Consider the following 24,054-nt stretch of genomic DNA (forward strand, 5'->3'; position numbering starts at 1 on the left):
GACTTGACCCCGTGCCTTGGCTAGGCTCACCGGAGGGTGTGTCGCCATCTGGCGCACCCCTGGATACTTCCAATGACAATGGAGCTACCCCGCATGACCAAGACTTTTGCTAAGACCCTGCTGGCCCTCGGCCTGGCGGCTGGTGTCAGTGCCATGGCGCAGGCCGATGGCAAGGTGCTGCACGTATACAACTGGTCCGACTACATCGCCCCGGACACCCTGAGCAAGTTCGAGAAGCAGAGCGGCATCAAGGTGGTCTACGACGTCTTTGACAGCAATGAGGTGCTGGAAGCCAAGCTGCTCGCCGGTAGCTCCGGCTATGACCTGGTAGTGCCGTCCAACCCCTTCCTGGCCAAGCAGATCAAGGCCGGTGTGTTCCAGAAGCTCGATCGCAGCAAGCTGGCGAACTGGAAGAACCTTGACGAGAACCTGCTCAAGGCGCTGGAGCCCAGCGATCCGGGTAACCAGTACTCGATCCCCTACATGTGGGGCACCATCGGCATTGGTTACAACGTCGACAAGGTCAAGGCCGTGCTGGGCGACAGCGCGCCGGTGGATTCCTGGGACCTGGTGTTCAAGCCGGAAAACATGGCCAAGCTGAAGGAATGTGGGGTGTCCTTCCTCGACTCGCCGACCGAAATCCTCCCGGCGGCTCTGAACTACCTGGGTTACAGCCCGACCAGCGAGAAACCGGCCGAGCTGAAGAAGGCCGAGGAGCTGTTCCTCTCCATCCGCAAGGACACCGCCTACTTCCACAGCTCCAAGTACATCGGCGACCTGGCCAACGGCAACATCTGCGTAGCGATTGGCTATTCGGGTGACCTCTATCAGTCCAAGTCGCGCGCCGAGGAGGCCAAGAACGGCGTGAACATCCAGTATGTGATTCCCAAGGAAGGTGCCGGCAGCTTCTTTGACATGCTGGCCATCCCCGCCGATGCCAAGAATGTCGCGGGCGCACATGCCTTCCTCGATTTCCTGATGCAGCCGGAAATCATGGCCGAGATCACCAACTACGTGCAGTTCCCCAACGGCAATGCCGCGGCGACCCCGCTGCTTGACGAGGCGATCCGCAACGACCCGGGCATCTACCCGGATGCGGCAACCATGGCCAAGATCTACACCTTCCCGGACCTGCCGGCCAAGGTGCAGCGCCAAATGACCCGTAGCTGGACCACCATCAAGTCCGGCAAGTAACCCGCGACAGGCCTGGCGGGTCTGTCCCGCCAGGGACAACCCGCACGGCCCGGGGTTAGCCCGGGCCGAGGAGGCCGCATGCTGCAGTCCATCCGTCTGGATACCGCCCGTGCGTGGCGGCAGGCCGGTCTGTTGCCGCGGTTTTCCCCGTATTCCTACAACAAGAGGGCAACTCCATGATCACTCGTATCGGCAAGCAACTGCTGGGGTTGCTGACAGGCCTCGGCCTGGCAGTCGGCGCACAGGCAGCCTCCAGCGTGCATGTGTACAACTGGAGCGACTATATCGGCGAGACCACCCTGGAGGACTTCGAAAAGGCCACCGGGATCAAGCCGGTATACGACGTGTTCGACTCCAACGAAACCCTGGAAGGCAAGTTGCTGGCTGGCCGCAGTGGTTATGACGTGGTGGTGCCCTCTAACCATTTCCTCGGCAAGCAGATCAAGGCGGGTGCCTTCCAGGCGCTCGACCGCAGTCTGCTGCCCAACTGGCAGCATCTCGATCCGCAGTTGCTCAAGCAGCTGCAGGTCAATGACCCGGACAACCGCTATGCGGTGCCCTATTTGTGGGGAACCAATGGCATTGGTTACAACGTGGCCAAGGTCAAGGAAGTCCTCGGTGTCGACGAAATTGATTCCTGGGCGGTGGTCTTCGACCCGGCGAATATGGCCAAGCTGGCCAGTTGCGGCGTGTCCTTCCTCGATTCCGCCGACGAGATGATTCCCGCAGCGCTCAACTACCTGGGGCTGGACCCCAACAGCCACGCCGCTGCCGACCATGCACGGGCTGAGCAGTTGCTGCTGGCTGTACGTCCGCATGTGCGTTATTTCCACAGCTCCAAGTACATCGGCGACCTGGCCAACGGCAACATCTGCGTAGCCGTCGGCTTCTCCGGTGACGTGTTGCAGGCCGCCGACCGCGCCGAGGAGGCCGGCAAGGGCGTGGAGATTGCTTTCAGTATCCCCCGCGAAGGCGCCAACCTGTGGTTCGACTTGCTGGCCATTCCGGCGGATGCCAGCAACGTGGCCGAGGCCCATGCCTTTCTCAATTACCTGCTGGAACCCAAGGTGATTGCCCAGGTGAGCGACTATGTCGGCTATGCCAACCCCAACCTGGCTGCCGGTGAGTTCATGGATCCGCAGCTGAAAAGCAACGAGTCCGTTTACCCTCCGCAAGCGGTGCTGGATAATTTGTACATCTCCGCCGAGCTACCGCCCAAGGTACAGCGCCAGATGACCCGCGCCTGGACCAAGGTCAAGTCGGGCAAGTGACAGTGTTGCCCGGCCATGGCCGGGCCGTATTTCTTCGGGAGTTCCAATTCATGGCTGTTGCCTCCAGTGCCTACAAGAAAGCCCTCGAGGGCGCCCAGCAACCCAAGGAGGTGCTGGTCAAGATCGAGCGGGTGACCAAGAAGTTCGACGAGACGGTGGCCGTCGAGGAAGTCTCGCTGACCATCAACAAGGGCGAGATCTTTGCGCTGCTGGGTGGCTCGGGTTCAGGCAAGTCGACCCTGCTGCGCATGCTGGCCGGCTTCGAACGCCCTACCGAGGGACGTATTTTCCTTGATGGCGAGGACATTACCGATCTGCCGCCCTATGAGCGGCCGATCAACATGATGTTCCAGTCCTATGCGCTGTTCCCGCATATGAGCGTGGCGCAGAACATTGCTTTCGGCCTCAAGCAGGACAAGCTGCCACAGGCCGAGATCGATGCGCGCGTGGCGGAGATGCTCAAGCTGGTGCACATGACCCAGTACGCCAAGCGCAAGCCGCACCAGCTGTCCGGCGGCCAGCGTCAGCGCGTGGCCCTGGCCCGCTCGCTGGCCAAGCGCCCCAAGCTGCTGCTGCTCGATGAGCCGATGGGCGCGCTGGACAAGAAGCTGCGCTCGCAGATGCAGCTGGAGCTGGTGGAGATCATCGAGCGGGTCGGCGTGACCTGCGTGATGGTGACCCACGATCAGGAAGAAGCCATGACCATGGCCCAGCGTATCGCCATCATGCACCACGGCTGGATTGCGCAGATCGGCAGCCCGGTGGATATCTACGAGACACCGGCCAGCCGGCTGGTTTGCGAATTCATCGGCAACGTCAACCTGTTCGAAGGGGAGATCACCACCGACGATGCGGACCACGCGATCATCAACTGCCCCCAGTTGGACCAGCCGATCTATATCGGCCATGGTATTTCCACGCGTGCCGAAGACCGGCATCTCACCTATGCCCTGCGCCCGGAAAAACTGCTGATGGCCACCAGCTTGCCGGCTGAGCATGAGCATCCGCAGTACAACTGGTGCGCGGGCCACGTGCACGATATCGCCTACCTGGGCGGCCACTCGGTGTACTTCGTCAAGCTGGGCTCGGGTCAGGTCGTGCAGTGCTTCATCGCCAATGCCGAGCGCCGTGGCAAGCGTCCGACCTGGGATGATCCGGTGGTGGTGTACTGGGAAGACGACAGCGGCGTGGTACTGCAATCATGAAACTGAGCAAGCTCAAGCGCTATCTGCCCAAGGGGCGGCATGCGGTGATCGGCGTGCCCTTCGTCTGGCTGTTCCTGTTCTTTCTGCTGCCGTTCTTCATCGTCCTGAAGATCAGCTTTGCCGAAGCAGATGTGGCCATTCCCCCCTATACCGACGTGTTCAGCTGGGCCGATAACCAGCTGACCATCCTGCTCAACTTCGGCAACTACGTATTCCTCAGCGAGGACGCACTGTATCTGGCAGCCTACCTGGGGTCGCTGAAGATTGCCTTCGTCAGCACCCTGCTCTGCCTGTTGATCGGCTACCCGATGGCCTATGCCATTGCCCGGGCGCCCAAGGAAATGCAGACCGTCTACCTGTTGCTGATCATGATGCCGACCTGGACGGCCATCCTGATCCGTGTCTACGCCTGGATGGGCATTCTCAGCAATAACGGTCTGCTCAACAGCCTGTTGATGGGCTTGGGACTGATCAGCGAACCGCTGCAGATCCTCAATACCAACCTGGCCGTGTATATCGGCATTGTCTACTCGTACCTGCCGTTCATGGTGTTGCCGCTGTATGCCAACCTGGTCAAGCATGACCAGAGCCTGCTGGAGGCGGCGGCTGATCTCGGTTCGCGCAACTTCAACAGTTTTTGGCGTATCACCGTGCCGCTATCGAAGAACGGCATCATCGCCGGCTGCATGCTGGTGTTCATCCCGGTGGTGGGTGAGTTCGTCATCCCCGAGCTGCTTGGCGGGCCGGAGACGCTGATGATCGGCAAGGTACTGTGGCAGGAGTTCTTCAACAACCGCGACTGGCCGGTGGCATCCGCCCTGGCGGTGGTCATGCTGGCGATCCTGCTGGTGCCGATCATCCTGTTCAACCGTAACCAGGCCAAGGAAATGGAGGGCAGAGCATGACTGCCATGAAGTCGCCGTACCGTAGCCTCGGTTCAACCGGCTCTCAATCCTCACGCCGGGCCAAGGACATGGAGGAGCGCGCATGAAACGCTGGAGCTTCTCCTCCACCATGCTGTGGGTCGGGTTGCTGTTCATCTACCTGCCCATGCTGATCATGGTCATCTACTCGTTCAACGCCTCCAAGCTGGTGACCGTGTGGGGTGGCTGGTCGATGAAGTGGTACTTCGGCCTGCTCGACAACAGCCAGTTGATTGGCTCGGTGTTGCGCTCGCTGGAAGTGGCTCTGTACACGGCCGTCGCCGCCACCGCGCTGGGCACCCTGGCAGCCTTCGTGCTGACCCGGGTGACCCGCTTCAAGGGCCGCACGCTGTTCGGCGGCCTGGTCACCGCACCGCTGGTCATGCCGGAAGTGATCACCGGTCTGTCGCTGCTGCTGCTCTTCGTGGCCATGGCGCAACTGATCGGTTGGCCGGCGCAGCGTGGCCTGCTGACCATCTGGATTGCCCACACCACCTTCTGCTCGGCGTATGTCGCGGTGATCGTCTCGGCGCGCCTGCGCGAGCTGGACCTGTCGATCGAGGAAGCGGCCATGGACCTCGGTGCCAAGCCGTGGAAAGTGTTCTTCCTGATCACCATTCCGATGATCGCGCCATCGCTGGCGGCCGGGGCCATGATGTCCTTTGCCCTGTCGCTGGATGACCTGGTGCTGGCCAGCTTCGTGTCCGGCCCTGGTGCCACTACCCTGCCGATGGAGGTGTTCTCTGCCGTGCGTCTGGGGGTCAAGCCGGAGATCAACGCGGTGGCCAGTCTCATCCTGCTCTCGGTTTCGCTGTTCACCTTCGTGGCCTGGTACTTCACCCGGCGCGCCGAGGAGCGCCGCAAGCGCGCTATCCAGCAAGCCATGGCGGAAGAGGCGGTGTGAGTCATGCCGTCCTGGGCGATGCAAGGTCGCCCAGGACTGCTCTACGACTGAGGCAGGGTTCAGTTTGCCGCTGCCTGACCGTTACAGTGGTGTCTATGCTTAGCAGGCCCGGGTGTTGATCGTTGCCGGGCTGCTTGCGCTCCTGGCACTGCGAGGTATCCGATGCGTTCGGCGTTTGTCCGCTACCCCTGGTCCTGCCTGATTCATGCCCTGGCTTTGGCTGGGTTGATGCTGCTTTACCTGCAGTTCCAGTTGCCCTGGTATGTCAGCCTGCCGTCCTACCTGCTGCTGGCCCTGTGGCCCTGGCTCGGGCCCTGGCAGCGTCACGAGGAGGGATGTGTCGAGACGCCGGTACCGGCCGAAGAGGGTGCCCTGCAGCAGCTCAGTCGCAGCCTGTCGCAGAGCACCAGCCGCAATGCCCTGGCGGCCGCGGAACTGGCTTTTATTGCCCAGCAGCTGGCGGTGCGCAGCCAGCAACAGGTGCAGCAGGCCAGCGAGGCCAGTGGTGTGGCCGATCTACTGTCCCAGAGCGGCCTGTTGCAGGCAGATAATGCGGCCACGGCGGCGCGCCAGGTTGAGCAGGTCAGCCTACAGAGTGATGCGGCCCGTCAGCTGTTGCAGCAGGCCAGCCAGAGTATGCAGCATCTGGCCAGCCAGAGCGGGCAGAGTGAAGGATTGATTGGCGAGCTGACCGAGCGTAGCGGGCAAATTCGTGAGCTCACTGCACGGATCGGCGCGATAGCCAGCCAGACCAACCTGCTGGCGCTGAACGCGGCCATCGAGGCGGCCCGGGCCGGTGACCTGGGGCGTGGCTTCGCCGTGGTGGCGGACGAGGTGCGTAGCCTGGCCGGGCATACCAGCGCTGCCAGTGCCGAGGTGGCCCGCATGAGTGCGGCGATTAGTGAGCAGAGTGCGGCAGTGGCCGCGCATATCCAGGCGCAGGGTAGTGCTTTGTCGCAGGCGGCGCAGGAGGTAGGTGTGGCCAGCCAGCAATTGCTGGAAATAGCCGAGCACGGCCAGGCGCTGCAAGGTGAAGTGGCCGGTATCGCGCAGGCCAGCGCGGATAGCCAGCGGCGCCTGCAGCAACAGGGGGAAAACCTCCGCCTGTTGCGCGAGGACAGCACTGCCAGCCGCACCCAGATCAGCCAGTTGGCCGAGGCGGCGCAGCGCTTGCTGGATGCTGCCGAGCAGAGCAGTGAACAGTTGGCAGCGGTGGCCCTGGATGACTATCACCAGGGCATGCTGGAGCTGGCCGAACAGGCTGCCCGAGCCATCGCAACACGCTTCGAGGCTGATCTGGCGAGTGGTCGGATCAGTGCGGCGGAGCTGTTTGATCGCCAGCTACAGGCAATTCCCGGTAGCCAGCCGGCCCGCTTCCACAGTCGTTTCGATGCCTATACCGATGAGGTGCTGCCTGCCTTGCAGGAGCCGTTGCTGGACCGCCATCCGGCGCTGGTCTATGCCATCGCCACGACGCCAGAAGGCTATGTGCCGACCCATAACCAGGCCTTTGCCCAGCCACCAACGGGTGACCTGGCGCAGGATATGCTGCGTTGCCGGAGCAAGCGCCTGTTCAATGACCGAACCGGACGGCGCTGCGGCAGCCACCAGCAGCGTCTGCTCCTGCAGACCTACAGCCGCGATACCGGCGAGCTGATGCACGATCTGTCGGTGCCGCTGTGGGTCAACGGGCGTCACTGGGGCGGCGTACGCCTCGGCTATCGGCCGCAGAGCGCCGGTTAGTTACAAGGCCAGCGGCAGGTTGGGCGGGGCGCTGGCAAAACGTTGCGCCAGGCGTTGCTGGAACTCTGCCGGGTCCTTGACCAGCACCGCCGCGCTCCTGGGTTGCTCCGCAGCCAGCAGACGGGAGAGCCAGAAACGCAGGCAGGCCAGGCGCAGCATGCGCGGCCAGTACGTGACCTCGTCGCTGTGCAGGGGCCGTACAACGGCATAGCCGGCCAGCAGGGCCTGGCTCAGGGCGTGATCGAGGCTGCCGTCGGCGCGACTGCACCAGTCATTCAGGGCGATGGCCAGGTCGTAAAGCATCGGGCCGCTGCAGGCGTTGTAGAAATCGATAACCCCGGACAGCTGGTTGCCGTCGAACAACACGTTGTCGCGGAACAGATCGGCATGCAGGTTGGCCTGCGGCAGTTCACCCAGCACGCTGGCCAGGCCCGGCAGTTCGGCCAGGCTGTCTTGCAGCAGTGAGCGGGCCTGGCCTGACAGCTGTGGTAGCCGCTGCAGGCCTGCTGCGTGCATCCAGTTCAGGTCGCGGTCGCTGGGTTTGTGCAGCGGCGCTGTGGCAGTAGCCAGGTGCAGGCGTGCGAGAAAACCACCGATTTCCCTGCAGTGCTGGGCATTGGCCTGTTGCACGTGGCGTCCCGGTAGGCGTGGCTGGAGCAAGGCCGGCTTGCCGGCCAGTTCGCGCAGTGCCTGGCCGTCAGCGGCAGGGATGGCAAAAGCTACCGGCAGATGTGCCTGGTGCAGGCGGGCGAGCAGCGCGACCACGAAGGGCAGATCGTGCTGCTCGCCGCGCTCGACCAGAGTCAGCACGTATTCGCCGGCCTCCAGGCTGACGAAGAAATTGCTGTTCTCGGTGCCTTCGGCGATACCGCGGAACGCTTTCAGCCGGCCAAGCCGGTAGGGCGCGAGAAACGCTTCCAGCACATCACGCTGCAGGGGGGTGTAAACCGACATGCGCCATTACCAGCTGAAGATTTCCCATTGCGGGATCAGCATGTCCGGCTTGTCCGAGCGCATCCAGTGTGCTTCACCATCGGCGCGTACCAGGAAATAGGGCTTGCCGCCTTTCGGCGTGACTTTGATGGCGTAGAGGAAGCCATTGACCCGGTATTCCTGGATGGTCTTGTCGCCTTCCTGGCGGATGGTGACCTCCGGCTCGCCGCTGGGGGCGTCTTCGGCGAGCAGCGGCAGCGGGCTGCAGGCCAGCAGGGCGGCGAGAGTCAGGCGGTGGAGTGTGCGCATGGTAACCTTGTCCCTTTCTGTGGCTGATATGCTGATTCTAGCGCCAAGCCCCTGCCAATAGGTTGATTCTTCGCATGTCCCACGCTCCGCTTGTTCTGGTCGACGGCTCCTCCTACCTGTACCGCGCCTTCCACGCCCTGCCGCCACTGGCCAACTCCAAGGGCCTGCAAACCGGCGCGGTGAAGGGCGTGCTGAACATGCTCAAGAGCCTGCGCAAGCAGTACCCGGACAGCCCCTTCGCCGTGGTGTTCGACGCCAAGGGTCCGACCTTCCGCGACGCGATGTTCGAGCACTACAAGGCGCATCGCCCGCCGATGCCCGAGGAGCTGCGCGGCCAGGTCGAGCCGCTGCATGCCGCTGTACGCGCCCTCGGTTACCCGCTGCTGTGCGTGGAAGGTGTGGAGGCCGACGACGTGATCGGCACCCTGGCCCGGCAGACCGCCGCGCTGGGCCGTGACGTGGTGATTTCCACCGGCGACAAGGACATGGCCCAGCTGGTCTGCCCGCATGTCACCCTGGTCAACACCATGACTGGCAGCGTCTACGACATCGAGGGTGTGCGCGAGAAATTCGGCGTCGGCCCCGAGCTGATCATCGACTACCTGGCCCTGATGGGCGACAAGGTCGACAACATCCCCGGTGTGCCGGGTGTCGGCGAGAAGACCGCGTTGGGCCTGCTGGTCGGCGTCGGCGGCGGCCTCGACGTGCTCTACGCCAGCCTGGACAAGGTCCCCGAGCTGCCGATCCGCGGCGCCAAGACCCTGCCGGCCAAGCTCGCCGAGCACAAGGAGATGGCCTTCCTGTCCTACCAGCTGGCGACCATCAAGACCGATGTCGAGCTGGACGTCGGCGTCGACGACCTGCACCCCGGCGAACCGGACCGTGCGGCGCTGGTAAACCTGTATAGCGAACTGGAGTTCAAGGGCTGGCTCGACGAGCTGCAGCGCCAGCAGCCCAAGGCCCGTCCGGCCACGGTGCCGGCGCCGAGCGGTGGCCTGTTCGATGCGCCCGAGCCTGCTGCGGCTGAGAGCTCCGTGGCACCGGCCAGCGAATCGCGCTACGAGACGGTGCTGGAGCAGGCGCGCTTCGACGCCTGGCTGAAAAAGCTGGAAGCCGCCGAGCTGATCGCCTTCGACACCGAGACCACCAGTCTCGATCCGCAGCAGGCCCAGGTGGTCGGCGTGTCCTTCGCCGTTGAGGCGGGCGAGGCCGCCTACGTGCCGCTGGCCCACGCCTACATGGGTGTGCCGGCGCAGCTGGACCGCGACGCCGTGCTGCGCGCGCTCAAGCCGATTCTCGAAGACCCGGCCAAGGCCAAGGTCGGCCAGCACGCCAAGTACGACATCAATGTACTGGCCCACGCGACCACGCCGATCGAGGTGCAGGGCGTGGCTTTCGACACCATGCTCGAATCCTATGTGCTCGACGCCACGGCGACCCGTCACGATATGGACAGCCTGGCGCAGAAGTACCTGGCGCACAGCACCATCCGCTTCGAGGACATTGCCGGCAAGGGTGCCAAGCAGCTGACCTTCGACCAGATCGCCCTGGAACAGGCCGGGCCCTATGCGGCAGAAGATGCCGACGTGACCCTGCGCCTGCACCAGACGCTGTGGCAAAAGCTGCAGGCCACGCCAAGCCTGAGCAAGGTGCTCAAGGACATCGAGATGCCGCTGGTGCCGGTGCTGGCGCGTATCGAGCGCAACGGTGCGTTGGTGGATGCCCGGCTGCTTGGCGAGCACAGCGTCGAGTTGGGCGAGCGCCTGGTAGCCCTGGAACGTGAGGCCTTTGATCTGGCTGGCCAGGAGTTCAACCTCGGCTCACCCAAGCAGCTCGGCGCGATCCTCTACGACAAGCTCGGCCTGCCGGTGCTGAGCAAGACGGCCACCGGGCAGCCATCCACCGCCGAGGCGGTACTTGCCGAGTTGGCCGAGCAGGAGCACGCCTTGCCCAAGCTGCTGATGGAGTATCGCTCCCTGAGCAAGCTGAAGAGCACCTACACCGACCGCCTACCGGAGCAGATCAACCCGCGCACCGGGCGCATCCACACCAGCTACCACCAGGCGGTTACGGCCACCGGGCGCCTGTCATCCAGCGACCCGAACCTGCAGAACATCCCGATCCGCACCGCCGAGGGCCGGCGTATCCGCCAGGCCTTCGTCGCGCCCAAGGGCTACAAGCTGCTGGCCGCCGACTATTCGCAGATCGAGCTGCGCATCATGGCTCACCTGGCGCAGGATGAAGGCCTGCTGGATGCCTTCCGGCATGGCCGCGACGTGCACAAGGCGACCGCCGCCGAGGTGTTTGGCGTGCCGCTGGAGCAGGTCAGCAGTGACCAGAGGCGCAGTGCCAAGGCGATCAACTTCGGTCTGATCTACGGCATGAGTGCCTTCGGCCTGGCCAAGCAGATCGGCTGTGACCGCAAGCAGGCGCAGGCCTATATCGACGTGTATTTCCACCGCTATCCCGGCGTGCTGGCCTACATGGAGCGTACCCGCGAGCAGGCCAGCCAGCAGGGCTATGTCGAGACCCTGTTTGGCCGTCGCCTGTACCTGCCGGACATCCGTGCGAAGAACCCGGCCCTGCGCAAGGGCGCCGAGCGCACGGCGATCAACGCGCCGATGCAGGGCACCGCGGCGGACATCATGAAGCGTGCGATGGTCGCCGTGGACAGCTGGCTGCCGCAGTCAGGCCTGGATGCGAAAGTCATCCTGCAGGTGCACGACGAACTGGTGCTGGAGGTGCGCGAAGATCAGGTCGAGGCACTCAGGGCCGGGCTGCTGCCGTTGATGAGTGGTGCCGCCGAGCTGGACGTACCGCTGGTGGTCGAGGCCGGGGTGGGCAACAACTGGGACGAGGCACACTGAAAACGCTTCTTTGCATAGGGTGCGGATGTTTAATAACCAATTGATTTAAACATTCGCTGAACCAATGCGTTGTCAGGCCGTCTGATTCACTGAATGCCTTTGGTGAAGGCCTTCGATGCTCCTGGCAGTGTTTTTAGTGTTGGCAGAATCTGGGCCACGCCCTAGCGGTCCAGAGTTAAACCCTGAGCTTCCCTCTCCCCATAGAAGCTTGGGGTTTTTTTTGCCTGTCTGAAACAGGCAGCCCGCCGGACGGCGGGCTGGAGACTGGCTGGCTTGCAACGGTCTGTTAGTAGCCGTTGTTGGCAAGCACCGGTTGCAGGCTGAGCCACTGGTTGGTCAGCGAGCGGGCATGGCGGTCAACCACCATGGGGGCGAAGGGCCGTCCGGAGCTGCTCACCAGGGCGTTGCTCTGGCTATTCATGTCGCCCAGGGCGTTCTTCAGGAAGTGCCAGCGGGTCTTCAGCTTGGCGACTGCCGGATTGCTCTTGGCATCCAGTTCAGCCAATTCGCTTTCGATGGCTGGCAGCAGTATGCGCTCATCCTGGCCGAGGTAGTTATCCGGTTGCTCGCGGGCAATTTCAAAGTTACCCAGGTAGGCACGGCTTAGGTACTGCACGGCCAGGTATTCGACCTTGATGGCGGCTTCCGGTGGGGTGCCATCCACATATTGACTGCGGGTGGCGGTGAGGAAACCACGCAGGGCTCCGGCCAGTTCTTCCGGATAACGCCAGGGCATATCGTCTTCGCTGTGGCCAAAGGAAACACCGCGGCGTAATTGGGTAACAAGTTCCTGATGGCTGGCACGCAGTGCCTGGGGCTGTTCAGGGAGCGCGGAAAGAGCCCGAGTGAGGGCGTTGAGGTCTTCTTCCATGCGCTGGGCGTGTTCCTTCTGGAAGCCTTCGCCGCGGTACAGCAGCAGACTGCTGGTGGCGCGGCAGGCATTCACCTGCATCAGTTCCAGCGTACCGTTGTTGCTGGCAAAGGCTTGTCCCAGACCGCCTAGCAGGGCGATGCCAAGCCATAGCAGGGGGCGGGTGAAGGTAGACAATTGCATGCCGCGTTACTCCTGTGCGTTCCATGTTCTGCGGAGGTTGGGGCAGTCACCGCAGTAGGCTTTGGACCGTGTGGCAGCCACCGCAAAGGGGGGGTACTGCATCGAACGGTTCGTTTCATGCTGCGATTTCTGTGCCAATAGCCTATCTCCGGCAAATTGCCAGGCCATGACACTAAAGAGTGATTTGTTGTGCGCCGGGCACGTTCAGCGTGTGCAGTGCGCCACGTCGGTGCTGTTGACCAGTTGACTAGCCGGCAGGGGGCGACTGAACAGGTAGCCCTGGCCGATGTCGCAGCCGAGTTGCTGGAGGAACAGGCGCTGGCCGGTGGTTTCCACGCCTTCGGCGACTACCTTGAGTCCCAGGCTGCGGCCCAAGGCAATCACGGCGCTGGCAATCGCCGCGTCGTCGGCGTCTTCCGGCAGGCCACGAATGAAGCTCTGGTCGATCTTCAGCTTGTGTACCGGAAGGTTTTTCAGGCGCTGCAGCGATGAATAGCCGGTGCCGAAGTCGTCGATAGCCAGTTGCACGCCCAGTGCGCGCAAGCGCTGCAACATCTGCAGCGCCTGGTCCGGATCGTCCATGACGGCGCTCTCGGTGACCTCCAGTTCCAGGCAATGTGGTGCCAGGCCGGTGCGCTGCAACACCTGGGCGACCCGTTGGTCAAGGGAGCCGCGACTGAACAGCCGGCTGGATACGTTGACGGCAATGAAGGCGGGTGCCACGCCTTCGGCCTGCCATTGGCACATCTGCTGGCAGGCGTGTTCCAGTACCCAGGCATCGATGCTGCCGATCAGGCCGCTGTCCTCGGCTACCGGGATGAACTCGCCGGGGGGTACCAAGCCACGCTGCGGGTGCTGCCAGCGTACCAGTGCCTCTACACCCAGGCGCGCACCGCTGTCCAGGTCGTGCAGTGGCTGGTAGTGCAGGCACAGCTGGTTGCTCTGCAGGGCCAGCTGCAGGGCTGCGACCAGCTCGATGCGATGCTGCGCCTGTTCGGTGAGCTCCTGGCTGTAGAAGGAATAGGTTTCACGACCGCTGCCCTTGGCCTTGGACAGCGCCGAGTCGGCGTTGCGCAGGACTTGTTCGACATTCTCGGCATCGCCGGGGAACAGGCTGATGCCGAAGCTGGCGCTAATGCTGATGCGTTGCCCCTGCAACTCGAAGGGCTGGCTCAGCTCGGCGATCAGCTGACGGGCCAGCAAGGCTGCGCCAGCGGCCTGGATGTTGTCCTCGACCAGTACACCAAACTCATCCCCTCCGAGGCGGGCCAGGGTCATGCCGGCACGCAGGCTGCCGAGCAGGCGCATGGCCACTTCCTTGAGCAGCTGGTCGCCAAAGGTGTGGCTGAAGCTCTCGTTGATGTACTTGAAGTGATCAAGGTCGAGCAGCAGCACGGCGGCGTGGCTGTTTTCGCGCTGGCAGCGTTCCAGCGCCTGGCGGGTCCGCTCGCTGAACAGCAAACGGTTGGGTAGCTGGCACAGCGGGTCGTAGTGGGCCATGTGGTCCAGCTCGCTTTGCGAGCGTTTCAGCGCGCTGATGTCGGAAAACACGGCGACGTAGTGGCTGATCAGACCGTTTTCATCGAATACGCTGCGGATACTTTGCCACTGCGGGTAGATCTCGCCGTTCTTGCGGCGGTTCCACACTTCGCCGCTCCAGCTGCCGCGCTTTTCCAGTGCCTGCTGCAGGCTCTGGTAGAACTCCATGCCGTGTCGACCTGACTTCAGCAGGCGCGGTGTCTGCCCCAGCACTTCGCTTTCGCTGTAGCCAGTGATGCGTGTGAAGGCTGGATTGACGTGAACGATACGTTGCTCGGTGTCGGTGACCAGTACGCCTTCCTGAGTGCTGTCGAACACCGCAGCGGCCTGGCGCAGGCTCTCTTCGTCGGCGCGCCGCTGGGTGATGTCGCGTGCCGTGCCAATGAAGCGTTGCGGCTTGCCCTGTTCATCCACCAGTAGGTGGCCGCGACTGAAGATCCAGCGATAGCTGCCGTCGGCGTGGCGCATGCGATAGGTGGCTTCGTAGCGACGCTCTTCGCCGCTGAGCAGGCGTTCCAGACGGCTGCAGGCCGCCCGCAGGTCGGCCGGGTGCAGGCGGGTTTGCCAGGCCTGGCGGGTGTTGCCGAAGTGCGCCTGGGCGTAACCGAGCATGGCGCTGTAGCCGGGTGAGAAAAATACCTGCTGGCTACCCAGATCCCAGTCCCACAGGCCTTCCTGTGCAGCATCCAGGGCCAGGTCGAGCCGTTCGCGGCTAGCGCGCAGATCGCGGCGCAAGCGTCGCTGGATATTCTCATGAAGCAACAGCAACGCCAGCAGCAGGAGGCTGCTGAACAACACAAAGCCCAGCCCCTTGTAGAGCTGGTAGTGCGCCAGTTGCTGGACATCGCCGATCAGGGCCTGCAGGGCCAGATCGCTGCCCAGCACCCAGCCGCCGGCCAGCAGCAGGTAGGCCAGGGTGTAGGCGGTGGCGCAGCGCAATGAGGTCATGAAGGGCAGGCAGTGATGGCAAAGAGCCGCATGCTACTACAGTGGGCGATGCGCGCCATCTTGCCGAAAAATGTGATGGGGTTAACTGATTTGGATCAGGATTCGCCTGGCTCAGCGGGCAGATGCTGACTGGTTATTCAGGCTGAGAGGTGAAGTGCAGGGCGTTGGCTTGCCAGTCATTATATTTAAATATATATTGTTTAAAAGTAGATTGAGGCGCGCGCATGAACCCTCCTGAGAACGAAAGCCTGGCGCTGGATATCCAGCAGCTGCGAGACAACGCCGCTGCTGCCGGCCAGTTGCTGAAGACCCTGGGCAATCCGGATCGCTTGCTGCTGTTGTGCCAGCTGGCTCAGGGGGAGCGGCATGTCAGCGAGCTTGAGGCGTTGCTGGGGATTACCCAGCCGACGCTGTCGCAGCAGTTGGCGGTGCTGCGCCGCGAGGGGCTGGTGGATACCCGGCGCGAAGGCAAGCAGATCTATTACCGGATCAGCAGCCATGAGGCGCTGGCGGTAATCCAGACGCTTTACCAGCTGTTTTGTGCGAAGGAGGTCTGAATGAGCATTGATTGGTTGCATTTCACGCCTTGGTCGGCGCTGGCAGGCGGCGCGTTGATCGGCCTGGCGGCCAGCCTGCTGATTGCCCTCAACGGACGTATCGCCGGTATCAGCGGTTTGCTGGCCGGTGCCCTGGAGGGCGGCGAGGGACGTGGCGAGAAGGCGTTGTTCATCCTGGGGCTGCTGCTGGCACCGCTGCTCTGGCAGGGCTTTGCCGAGTTGCCGGCCGTGCAGCTCGATAGTTCCGCTGTGCTGCTTGGTCTGGCCGGCCTGCTGGTCGGCTTTGGCAGTCGCTATGGCGCCGGCTGCACCAGTGGCCACGGCGTGTGCGGCCTGGCACGGCTGTCGCCGCGCTCGCTGTTGGCGACCTTGTGCTTCATGGCCAGTGGCTTCGTCACGGTGTTCATCCTGCGACATGTCTGGGGAGTTTGATGATGCGTGGACTGACAGCGTTTCTGGCGGGCCTGTTGTTCGGCATGGGCCTGCTGCTGGCCGGCATGGCCAACCCGGCCAAGGTGCAGGCCTTTCTTGACCTGGCGGGGGCTTGGGATCCCTCGCTGGCGCTGGTCATGGTCGGCGCGATCGCTGTTGCCCTGTTGCCCATGCAGTGGGCCCGAGGCCAGTCGCAGGCGCTGCTCGGCGGAGCCATGTGCCTGCCAGGCAAGCGTGCGATCGACCGCCCGCTGATCGTCGGTAGCCTGTTGTTCGGCATGGGCTGGGGGCTGGCGGGTATCTGCCCGGGACCCGCGCTGGCCCTGTTGCTCACCGGCCAGGCCGGCATTTTCCTGTTCATTGCGGCCATGTTGGCCGGAATGGCGCTGCATACCTTGCTGCAACGGCAGCCCAACTGACCTGGAGGTCATCATGAAAGCCAATGTAGGTACTCTCGACCGCGCCCTGCGCATCGCTGCCGGCTTGCTGCTGCTCGGCCTGACCCTGGCCGGTGTCATCGGCGTCTGGGGCTGGATCGGCCTGCTGCCGCTGGCTACCGGCCTGTTCCGCTTCTGTCCGGCCTATCCCCTACTGGGGATCAGCACCTGCGGACGCGCGGATAGCTGTTGTGGCAAGGACAGCTGCAAGAAATAAGGCTTGGTTTACCGGCAAGAGGATGTCTCGATGCAACCCTTGGTTCAGGCGTTTTTCGACGCGGCGAGCAATACCTTCAGCTACGTGGTGCGCGACCCACAGAGCAGTGCCTGCGCGCTGATCGACCCGGTGCTGGACTATGATCCGGCCTCCGGGCGCACTGCCACCCTGGGTGCCGACCGGCTGATCGACTACGTGCGCACGCATGACCTGACGGTGCAGTGGTTGCTGGAAACCCATGTGCATGCCGACCACCTGTCTGCTGCGGCCTATCTGCAGCGGCAGCTGGGCGGGCGCCTGGGCATCGGCGCGCAGATTACCCAGGTGCAGCAGACCTTTGCGCGCCTGTTCAATGTCGAGCCGGCCTTCATCTGCGATGGCAGCCAGTTCGACCACTTGTTCAACGATGGCGAGCGTTTTCAGATCGGTAGCCTGCAGGCGCAGGCCCTGCATACTCCGGGGCATACGCCGGCCTGCATGAGCTACCTGATCGGTGATGCGCTGTTTGTTGGTGACACGCTGTTCATGCCGGACTACGGTACGGCGCGCTGTGACTTCCCTGGCGGCGATGCGCACAGCCTGTATCGTTCCATCCAGCGCCTGTTCAGCCTGCCGGATGCGACACGGGTATTTCTTTGCCACGACTACCTGCCTGCCGGACGTAGCCAATATCAGTACATGACCACCCTGGGCGAGCAGCGGGCGCATAACGTACATGTCCATCAGGGCGTTGCGGAGGCACAGTTTGTCAGCCTGCGTCAGGCGCGGGATGCCACGCTGGGCATGCCGACCCTGCTCCTGCCTTCGGTACAGGTCAACATGCGGGCCGGGTGCTTGCCGCCTGCCGAAGACAATGGCGTGCGCTACCTGAAGATTCCGCTGGACGCGCTCTGATGCCGGCCTGGCTGCGCGGCTACAACCGCCGGCTGGCTGCCGCCGATGGACTGGCGGCGCTGATCGTCAGCCTGTTGCTGGTGCCGCAGAGCCTGGCCTACGCGATGCTGGCGGGCTTGCCGGCGGTGCATGGCTTGTACGCGAGCATCCTGCCTTTGCTCGCCTATGCGTTGTTCGGGTCGAGCCCCAGCCTGGCGGTCGGTCCGGTGGCGGTGTTGTCGCTGATGACCGCTGCCAGCCTCGGCCCGTTGTTTGCGGCCGGTAGTGCCGAGTATGCCAATGCCGCCCTGCTGCTGGCGCTGCTCAGCGGCTTGCTGTTATTGGGCATGGCCCTGCTGCGCCTGGGTTTTCTTGCCAACTTCCTCAGTCATCCGGTGATCTCCGGCTTTATCAGCGGCTCTGCGCTGCTGATTTGCCTTGGCCAGCTGCCGGCCCTGTTGGGTTTCTCGGCGGGTGGTGGCACCTTGCCGGCACAGGTACAGGCTTTGTTCCGGCAGTGGCCGGACAGTCACCTGGCAACCCTGGCCCTGGGTTTGGCCAGCCTGTTCTGGTTGTGGTGGGCGCGGCGCAGCCTGGCCGGCCTGCTGCGGCGCCTTGGCCTGGCAGATCACTGGGCAGACAACCTGGCGCGGACGGCGCCGCTATTGGCCGTGCTGGTCAGTAGTGCAGTGGTGGCCTTTGCACAGTTGGATCAGGCCGGCGTTCGGGTGCTGGGCCCGCTGCCGGTCGGGCTGCCCAGCCTAGCGCTGCCGCACGCTGACGGGTCCCTGTTACGCCAGCTGTTGCCAGCGGCCTTGCTATTGGCCCTGGTAGGCTTTGTCGAGTCGGTGTCGGTGGGACAGACGCTGGCGGCACGCCAACGCCAGCGTATTCGCGTCGAACGGGAGTTGCTCGGCCTGGGGGCTGCCAACCTGGCAGCGGCATGCAGTGGCGGATTGCCGGTGACCGGCGGATTTGCCCGCTCGGTAGTCAACCAGCAGGCGGGCGCACGCACGCCAATGGCTGGGGTGTTCAGCGCCGTATTGATTGCCTTGTGTGCACTGTATTGCACGCCCTGGCTGTACTACCTGCCCCAGGCGGTGCTGGCCGCGACCATCCTGGTGGCGGTGTGGGGGCTGATCGACCTGCGGGCGCTACAGCGCACCTGGCGCTATTCCATACAGGACGGCCTGGCGCAGGGTGCGACATTGCTCGGTGTGCTGCTGTTGGGCGTGGAGGCCGGCATCCTGCTGGGGGTTGCCTTGTCACTGCTGCTGTTCCTCTGGCGCACCAGTCGCCCGCACCTGGCCGTTGTTGGCCAGTTGCCGGGTAGCGAACACTTTCGCAATGTGCAGCGTTTTGCCGTGGTGCAGAGTGAGACGGTGCTGTCGTTGCGTGTCGATGAGAGCCTGTACTTCCCCAATGCGCGTTATCTGGAGGAGCGTATCGCCGGGCTGGTGGCCGAGCGTCCGGCGGTGCGCCATCTGGTGTTGATGTGTTCCGGGGTCAACCTGATCGACGCCAGTGCCCTGGAGTCACTGCAGGCGATTGCCGAGCGTCTGCGCGCAGCCGGGGTGTGCCTGCACCTGTCGGAGGTCAAGGGGCCGGTGATGGACCGCCTGCAGCGTAGCCAGCTGCTGGAGCAGTTGGGCGGGCAGGTATTCGTCAGCCATTTCCAGGCGCTGCAGTGCCTGGACCCGCAGAGCGTGGCAAGGGCGGCACACAGCGCGGCAAAACCGCACGGGGAGTAATGACATTGATCGATGTCAATAACGCCCCGTGTCAGTGGGGCAAGCTGCAGTAACTAACCGTGTGCACAAGAAATGAGGAACAACACCATGCATAAATTGCCACTCCTCGCCGGCGGACTCGCCTTGAGCTTCAACCTGATGGCCGCCGTACCCAACAACGAACCGGTGCAGCCGATCGAAGCAGCCAAGGCCACTGATCCGGCCAAGGTCGAACTGGGCAAGCAGCTGTTCTTCGATCCGCGCCTGTCGCGCTCGGGCTTCATTTCCTGTAACTCCTGCCACAACCTGAGCATGGGCGGTAGCGACAATCTGCCCACCTCGATTGGTCACAACTGGCAGCAGGGGCCGATCAATTCGCCCACGGTACTCAACTCCAGTCTCAACCTGGCGCAGTTCTGGGACGGCCGTGCCGCCGACCTCAAGGAGCAGGCAGCCGGGCCGATCGCCAATCCCAAGGAAATGGCCTTCACGCATACGCTGGCGCTGGACGTGCTCAACTCGATCCCGCAATACCGCGAGGCGTTCCGCAGCATCTACCAGAAGGATGAGATCACCCTGGATGCGGTCACCGATGCCATTGCTCAGTTCGAGGAAACCCTGGTCACGCCCAATTCGCGTTTCGACCAGTGGCTGAACGGCGATGCCAAGGCGCTGACGGCTACTGAGCTGGAAGGCTATCAGCTGTTCAAGAACACCGGCTGCGTGGCCTGCCATAACGGCCCGGCACTGGGCGGCAACTCGTTCCAGAAAATGGGCGTGGTCGAGGCCTACCAGACCGATAACCCGGCCGAAGGCGTAGCGGGGCTGACCGGTGCCGATGCCGATCGCTTCAAGTTCAAGGTGCCGACCCTGCGTAACGTCGAGCTGACCTATCCCTACTTCCACGATGGTGCCTACTGGAACCTCGAGGAAGCCGTCGATGTCATGGCGCGCCTGCAGTTGGGACGCAAGCTGCAGGATGAGGAAATCGCCAAGATCGTGGCCTTCCTCAAGACCCTGACGGGCGAGCAGCCAAGCTTCCAGCTGCCCATCCTGCCGCCCTCCACCGCGGCCACACCGCGCCCGCAGCCTTTCGAATAAACCGTCCGGGTGCTGCAGCAAGCGGCTGTGCGGGGTAACCCGCCCAGCCGCTTGTGCGTTGCGCAGGTTATAAGACGCCTGAGTGGGCATCGCCGCTGCTTGAGCGTGCTTGCGTAAGGCCCTGAAGGGGTGGGCGAAGCGAGTCAGCTACCCAGACAGCCCGGATAAACGGCGTTTCTGACTCGCGACGTTCGCCCTGCAGCCAGCCTGCGGCGGTTGCTGTGCTGCGCTGCGTTTTGCAGCGCCCGTTAGCGTTGCAGGGTCTCGGCGAAGTGACTGATTGCTTCGACGACCTGGCGCGCTTCACCCTGAATGGCCTGGATCAGCTGGCCAGCGTCCTGCACAAGATCCACACCCTGTTCGGCGCGCTGACGGTTGTTGTCCATGCCGCTGACGGCCGTTTGTGCCAGTTCGTGGTTGCGCTTGACCACCTCGACGATTTCCTCGGTGGCCTGGCTGGTGCGTGCCGCGAGACTGCGCACTTCGTCGGCGACCACGGCAAAGCCGCGCCCCTGCTCGCCGGCCCGCGCTGCTTCGATCGCGGCGTTGAGGGCCAGCAGGTTGGTCTGGTCGGCAATGCCGCGGATGGTCCCGACAATGCTGCTGATCATTTCCGATTGCTGGCTGAGCGCGGAAATGTCGGCTGCGGCCTGCTGCAGTTCGCCGGCAATGCCCTGCATCACGCTCACCGTGCGCTGCACGACGCTGGCACCTTTTTGTGCGCTGGCATCGGTTTGCTGGGCAATCTGGTAGGCCAGTTGGGCGGCCTCGCGCTCGGCACGAGCCTTCTCCACCTGTTCGGTGACATCGGTGGCCAGCTTGATGATCTTGTAGGGGCGATTGTCGGCATCCACCACCGGGTTGTAGCTGGCGCGTAGCCACAGGGTTCGCCCGTGCTTGTCGACACGCTGGAACAGGCCGCTGATGAACTCGCCGCGATTCAGGCGCTTCCAGAAAGCCTGATAGTCGCTGTGTTCGCTGATCTCGCGCGGGCAGAACAAGCGGTGATGCTTGCCATGGATTTCTTCCAGGCGATAACCCACGGCATGCAGGAAGGTGTCGTTGGCGTGCAACACCTCGCCCTGCAGGTTGAACTCAATCAGTGCGGTGGAGCGGTTGATGGCGCTCATCAGGTCGCGTAGTTGCTGGGCCGTCTCGACGCGTTCGGTAATGTCCTGGGCCAGTTTGATGACCTTGTACACCTGGCCCTGAGCATCGCGTACCGGAATGTAGCTGGCCTCCAGCCAGATGTCCTGGCCTTGCTTGGTGAGGCGCGGAAACTTGTCACTGATGCTCTCGCCGCGCGCCAGGCGCTGCCAGAACTGTCCGTAGGCCGGGCTGTTGCTCAGTTCGCTGCGGCAGAGCAGGCTGTGCGGCTGGCCCTGGAGCTCCTCCAGGCGATACCCCACTACGCGCAGGAACAGCGGGTTGGCATCGAGTATCCGGCCTTCCGGGCTGAATTCGATGAGTGCCATGGACTGGCTGAGTGCCTTGAGGATGTTCTGCAGTTGGTCGCGTTCCTGGCGACAGCTGGCGAGTTCACGCTTGATCCGGGTGTCAAACATGGCGCAATTCTCACTGTCAGGGGTGGCGCGTGGATGCCCGGCGGGCACACACGCGGATCTTGCCGAAGCTCCGGCAGGAAGTCATTGGCTATCGGCAAGGGGTGAAAAAACCTTAGCCTGATCAGGGCTTCTGGCTGGCCAGTCGCTCGCGCTCACCGGCCAGTTGTGTGCAGTGTAGTGGCCGGTGAGCGATCTGCGCGTTTAGCGGGCGGCGGGTTGCTGCTGGGTGATGCAATGGATGTTGCCGCCACCCAGGAGGATCTCCCGGCCCGGCAGCATGACCACGCGATGCGCGGGAAACAGCTGCTGCAGCAGGGCCTGTGCTTCAGCATCGCGCGGGTCGTCGAAGCACGGTGCGATGATGCCGCCGTTGACGATAAGGAAGTTCACATAGGAGCCGGCCAGGCGAATCGACGGGTCACGCGGCTGGCTGCCTTCGGCGCGGTCGACTCCGGCGCATTCCTCGGGCGTGGCGTATAGCGGGCCGGGAATCGGCATCTTGTGTACCTGCAGGCGCCGTCCGCGGGCATCGCGTGCTTCGCTGAGTACCGCCATGGCAGCCTGGCAGCGTGGGTAGTTGGGGTCTGCGGGGTCGTCGGTCCAGGCCAGCAGGACCTCGCCAGGGCGGACAAAACAGCAGAAGTTGTCGACGTGACCGTCGGTTTCGTCGTTGTACAGACCCTGCGGTAGCCAGATCACCCGTTCCACGGCCAGGTGGCGGGCCAACTGGACTTCGATATCCGCCCGGCTGAGGTGCGGGTTGCGGTTGCGGTTGAGCAGACACTCCTCGGTCGTGATCAGCGTACCCTGGCCGTCCACGTGGATTGAGCCGCCTTCCAGCACGAAGTCGGCGGTGCGATAGCGCGGGCAGCGCTCGATCTCGAGAATCTTGCGGGCCACCTGATCGTCGCGCTGCCAGGGCCAGTACAGGCCGCCGTCGAAGCCGCCCCAGGCGTTGAAGGACCAGTCCACTCCGCGCAGTTCGCCCTGTGCGTTGACCACGAAGGTGGGGCCGGTGTCGCGTACCCAGGCATCATCGTTACTGATTTCCAGCAAGCGGATCTGCCTATGATCGAGGTGCGCACGGGCGTTGTCGAACTGTGCGGCAGACACGCCGACACTCACCGGCTCGAACTCGGCGATGGCCTTGGCTACGGCCGCGAAGGCCGCTTGTGCGGGCTTGCCGCCGAGTCGCCAGTTGTCCGGGCGCTCGGGCCAGATCATCCAGGTCTGGCTGTGTGGCTCCCATTCGGCCGGCATGCGGAAGCCGTCGTCACGCGGGGTGCTGCTCAGGGTGGTCATCGCATGTTCTCCCAGGGTGGCCTGGCGTAGCGCTCAGGTGGCACGCCGTGAAGTGAGGGTTAGGCAGAGGGTGTTTCGCCGTCGAGGGTGGCGAGCGGCCAGTACAGGTTGGGCCGGCGATCACGGAATACCCCCCAGGCACTGCGGGTTTTCTCCAGGGCGTCGAGGTCGAAGCTGTGCACCAGGATGCCTTCCTCGCTCTGGTTCAGTTCGGCGACCTTGGCACCGAACTGATCGGCAATGAACGAGCTGCCGTAGAAGGTGATGTCGTAGCCGTCCTGTTCTTCCTTGCCGATGCGGTTGGAAGCAACCAGCGGCATCAGGTTGGCACCGGCATGGCCCTGCTGTACGCGCTGCCAGTGCTCGTGCGAGGTGATGCTCGGGTCATGCGGCTCACTGCCGATGGCCGTCGGGTAAAGGAGGATTTCCGCGCCCATCAGCGCCATGCTGCGCGCGCACTCGGGGAACCACTGGTCCCAGCAGATGCCGACGCCGATTTTGGCGTAGGCGGTATCCCATACCTGGAAGCCGGTATCGCCGGGGTTGAAGTAGTACTTCTCGTGGTAACCCGGGCCGTCGGGGATATGGCTTTTCCGATAAATGCCGAGGTTGCGCCCATCGGCGTCGATGATCGCGATACTGTTGAAGCGTGCCCGTCCGGCGCGTTCGAAGAAGCTGATCGGCAGGACCACCTGGAGTTCCGCGGCGATCTGCTGGAAGTGCGCAATGGCGGCGTTCTCGTCCACCGTGCTGGCCAGCTGGGTGTAGTCGGCGTTGGGCTTCTGGCAGAAATAGGGAGTTTCGAACAGTTCCTGAATAAGGATGATCTGCGCACCCTGGGCTGCGGCCTGGCGTACCAGCTTCTCGGCCGTGGCGATATTGGCGGCGCGATCCCAGGAGCAGGCCATCTGGGTGGCGGCGACGGTAACGATACGCGACATGGAGCACCT

21 protein-coding genes and 1 pseudogene are annotated in these 24,054 nt (G+C 63.5%); 14 read left to right on the forward strand and 8 right to left on the reverse strand.

Annotation, left to right across the window (positions count from 1 at the left end; translation table 11 throughout):
- Nucleotides 1-93: 93 nt before the first annotated feature.
- From CFY91_RS00775 to CFY91_RS00800, 6 genes are all read left to right on the forward strand, one after another.
- The gene (locus tag CFY91_RS00775) at nucleotides 94-1,194 is read left to right on the forward strand and encodes a polyamine ABC transporter substrate-binding protein (RefSeq protein ID WP_093984434.1); all 1,101 of its coding nucleotides are present in this window, start codon (nucleotides 94-96) and stop codon (nucleotides 1,192-1,194) included.
- A 176-nt stretch (nucleotides 1,195-1,370) separates the two neighbouring features.
- On the forward strand, nucleotides 1,371-2,465 hold the full coding sequence (locus CFY91_RS00780) for a polyamine ABC transporter substrate-binding protein (protein ID WP_093984435.1): 1,095 nt from the start codon (nucleotides 1,371-1,373) through the stop codon (nucleotides 2,463-2,465).
- Nucleotides 2,466-2,515: 50 nt separating this feature from the next.
- On the forward strand, nucleotides 2,516-3,670 hold the full coding sequence (gene potA, locus CFY91_RS00785) for a polyamine ABC transporter ATP-binding protein (protein ID WP_093984436.1): 1,155 nt from the start codon (nucleotides 2,516-2,518) through the stop codon (nucleotides 3,668-3,670).
- A gap of 23 nt (nucleotides 3,671-3,693) precedes the next feature.
- Nucleotides 3,694-4,575 carry an ABC transporter permease subunit gene (locus CFY91_RS00790; RefSeq protein ID WP_165765286.1) on the forward strand — a complete coding sequence of 294 codons (882 nt, stop codon included), beginning with the start codon at nucleotides 3,694-3,696 and terminating at the stop codon, nucleotides 4,573-4,575.
- Between the two features lie 82 nt (nucleotides 4,576-4,657).
- Nucleotides 4,658-5,497: an ABC transporter permease subunit gene (locus CFY91_RS00795; protein WP_093984438.1), complete on the forward strand. Its 840-nt coding sequence runs from the start codon at nucleotides 4,658-4,660 to the stop codon at nucleotides 5,495-5,497.
- A 636-nt stretch (nucleotides 5,498-6,133) separates the two neighbouring features.
- Nucleotides 6,134-7,240 (forward strand): methyl-accepting chemotaxis protein, encoded by a 1,107-nt coding sequence (locus CFY91_RS00800; protein WP_423812478.1) that lies wholly within the window; start codon nucleotides 6,134-6,136, stop codon nucleotides 7,238-7,240.
- Here the strand turns inward: CFY91_RS00800 and CFY91_RS00805 are convergent, their stop codons facing one another.
- Nucleotides 7,241-8,194, reverse strand: a complete 954-nt coding sequence (locus CFY91_RS00805; RefSeq protein ID WP_093984439.1) for a homoserine kinase — start codon at nucleotides 8,192-8,194, stop codon at nucleotides 7,241-7,243.
- Nucleotides 8,195-8,200: 6 nt separating this feature from the next.
- The gene (locus tag CFY91_RS00810) at nucleotides 8,201-8,482 is read right to left on the reverse strand and encodes a DUF2782 domain-containing protein (RefSeq protein WP_093984440.1); all 282 of its coding nucleotides are present in this window, start codon (nucleotides 8,480-8,482) and stop codon (nucleotides 8,201-8,203) included.
- A 74-nt stretch (nucleotides 8,483-8,556) separates the two neighbouring features.
- On the opposite strand from CFY91_RS00810, the gene polA reads away from it, so the two are divergent.
- Nucleotides 8,557-11,349, forward strand: a complete 2,793-nt coding sequence (gene polA / locus CFY91_RS00815) for a DNA polymerase I (RefSeq protein WP_093984441.1) — start codon at nucleotides 8,557-8,559, stop codon at nucleotides 11,347-11,349.
- A 286-nt stretch (nucleotides 11,350-11,635) separates the two neighbouring features.
- Here polA and CFY91_RS00820 read toward each other — a convergent pair whose 3' ends face one another.
- Both CFY91_RS00820 and CFY91_RS00825 read right to left on the reverse strand, forming a co-directional pair.
- Nucleotides 11,636-12,403: a hypothetical protein gene (locus tag CFY91_RS00820; protein ID WP_165765281.1), complete on the reverse strand. Its 768-nt coding sequence runs from the start codon at nucleotides 12,401-12,403 to the stop codon at nucleotides 11,636-11,638.
- Between the two features lie 204 nt (nucleotides 12,404-12,607).
- Nucleotides 12,608-14,890, reverse strand: coding sequence for a putative bifunctional diguanylate cyclase/phosphodiesterase (locus tag CFY91_RS00825; protein ID WP_093984442.1), 2,283 nt, complete (start codon nucleotides 14,888-14,890; stop codon nucleotides 12,608-12,610).
- Between the two features lie 224 nt (nucleotides 14,891-15,114).
- Here CFY91_RS00825 and CFY91_RS00830 point away from each other — a divergent pair, with 224 nt between their 5' ends.
- The 7 genes from CFY91_RS00830 to CFY91_RS00860 all read left to right on the forward strand — a co-directional run bounded on the left by CFY91_RS00830 (nucleotide 15,115) and on the right by CFY91_RS00860 (nucleotide 20,237).
- Nucleotides 15,115-15,447, forward strand: a complete 333-nt coding sequence (locus CFY91_RS00830) for an ArsR/SmtB family transcription factor (protein WP_093984443.1) — start codon at nucleotides 15,115-15,117, stop codon at nucleotides 15,445-15,447.
- Nucleotides 15,448-15,879, forward strand: coding sequence for a YeeE/YedE family protein (locus CFY91_RS00835; RefSeq protein ID WP_093984444.1), 432 nt, complete (start codon nucleotides 15,448-15,450; stop codon nucleotides 15,877-15,879).
- A 2-nt stretch (nucleotides 15,880-15,881) separates the two neighbouring features.
- Complete coding sequence (locus tag CFY91_RS00840; RefSeq protein WP_093984445.1) at nucleotides 15,882-16,298, forward strand: DUF6691 family protein; 417 nt, start codon at nucleotides 15,882-15,884, stop codon at nucleotides 16,296-16,298.
- Nucleotides 16,299-16,311: 13 nt separating this feature from the next.
- On the forward strand, nucleotides 16,312-16,533 hold the full coding sequence (locus tag CFY91_RS00845) for a YgaP family membrane protein (protein ID WP_093984446.1): 222 nt from the start codon (nucleotides 16,312-16,314) through the stop codon (nucleotides 16,531-16,533).
- 30 nt (nucleotides 16,534-16,563) lie between these two features.
- Nucleotides 16,564-17,427 (forward strand): MBL fold metallo-hydrolase, encoded by an 864-nt coding sequence (locus CFY91_RS00850; protein ID WP_093984447.1) that lies wholly within the window; start codon nucleotides 16,564-16,566, stop codon nucleotides 17,425-17,427.
- A complete protein-coding gene (locus CFY91_RS00855; protein WP_093984448.1) occupies nucleotides 17,427-19,157 on the forward strand; it encodes a SulP family inorganic anion transporter in 1,731 nt (576 codons plus the stop codon). The genes CFY91_RS00850 and CFY91_RS00855 overlap by 1 nt, the downstream gene beginning before the upstream one ends.
- Before the next feature lie 87 nt (nucleotides 19,158-19,244).
- Nucleotides 19,245-20,237, forward strand: a complete 993-nt coding sequence (locus CFY91_RS00860; RefSeq protein WP_093984449.1) for a cytochrome-c peroxidase — start codon at nucleotides 19,245-19,247, stop codon at nucleotides 20,235-20,237.
- A gap of 248 nt (nucleotides 20,238-20,485) precedes the next feature.
- Here CFY91_RS00860 and CFY91_RS16335 read toward each other — a convergent pair whose 3' ends face one another.
- The 4 genes and pseudogenes from CFY91_RS16335 to aguB form a co-directional block, all read right to left on the reverse strand.
- The gene (locus tag CFY91_RS16335; protein WP_268237295.1) at nucleotides 20,486-21,031 is read right to left on the reverse strand and encodes a methyl-accepting chemotaxis protein; all 546 of its coding nucleotides are present in this window, start codon (nucleotides 21,029-21,031) and stop codon (nucleotides 20,486-20,488) included.
- A pseudogene (locus CFY91_RS16340) lies at nucleotides 21,029-21,802 on the reverse strand (PAS domain-containing protein); the annotation flags it as partial. The gene CFY91_RS16335 and the pseudogene CFY91_RS16340, both read right to left, overlap by 3 nt.
- A gap of 201 nt (nucleotides 21,803-22,003) precedes the next feature.
- Nucleotides 22,004-23,104: an agmatine deiminase gene (aguA, locus tag CFY91_RS00870; RefSeq protein ID WP_093984451.1), complete on the reverse strand. Its 1,101-nt coding sequence runs from the start codon at nucleotides 23,102-23,104 to the stop codon at nucleotides 22,004-22,006.
- Nucleotides 23,105-23,163: 59 nt separating this feature from the next.
- Complete coding sequence (aguB, locus tag CFY91_RS00875; RefSeq protein WP_093984452.1) at nucleotides 23,164-24,045, reverse strand: N-carbamoylputrescine amidase; 882 nt, start codon at nucleotides 24,043-24,045, stop codon at nucleotides 23,164-23,166.
- Nucleotides 24,046-24,054 lie beyond the last annotated feature (9 nt).

The organism is Pseudomonas fluvialis (genome assembly GCF_002234375.1).
GTDB classification, from domain to species: domain Bacteria; phylum Pseudomonadota; class Gammaproteobacteria; order Pseudomonadales; family Pseudomonadaceae; genus Aquipseudomonas; species Aquipseudomonas fluvialis.